Source organism: Gluconobacter sp. P1D12_c (genome assembly GCF_018812105.1).
Taxonomy (GTDB): Bacteria; Pseudomonadota; Alphaproteobacteria; order Acetobacterales; family Acetobacteraceae; genus Gluconobacter; species Gluconobacter oxydans_A.
In genome coordinates, this window is the sequence record NZ_JACSIQ010000937.1 from 1 (window position 1) to 350 (window position 350).

The 350-nt window shown below is 56.9% G+C and carries 1 protein-coding gene; it reads right to left on the bottom strand.

Going from position 1 to position 350, the window contains the following annotated elements; genetic code table 11:
• Positions 1–3: 3 nt before the first annotated feature.
• The coding region (locus KP705_RS19865; RefSeq protein WP_252348466.1) for a TolC family protein at positions 4–350 on the bottom strand (347 nt) is incomplete at its 5' end.

Consider the following 350-nt stretch of genomic DNA (forward strand, 5'->3'; position numbering starts at 1 on the left):
GTGTCAGATGTGTATAATAGACATGTTATAGAGATTGATGGAATACCGGTCATCGCCCCCGCCCATGGCTGCATCGAGCTGGGGATACCAAGCTGCCTGAGCCTGCCGACGGACAGAGCGCTCTGCCACGATATGCTGAGAGGCAATCTGCAGATCATAGTTACCCTTAACTGCGGCCTCGATCAGCTCGTTCAGCATCGGGTCATGGAACTGGGCCCACCAGTCATTCATGTCTGCTTCGGTCCGCGCGATCTCGGCTGCCGTCACCGATTGTCGCTGCTCGACAAAGGTGTCGGGCACCTTGAGCTTGTCTGGCTTGAAATTCGGCCCGACGGTGCAGGCCGTAAGTG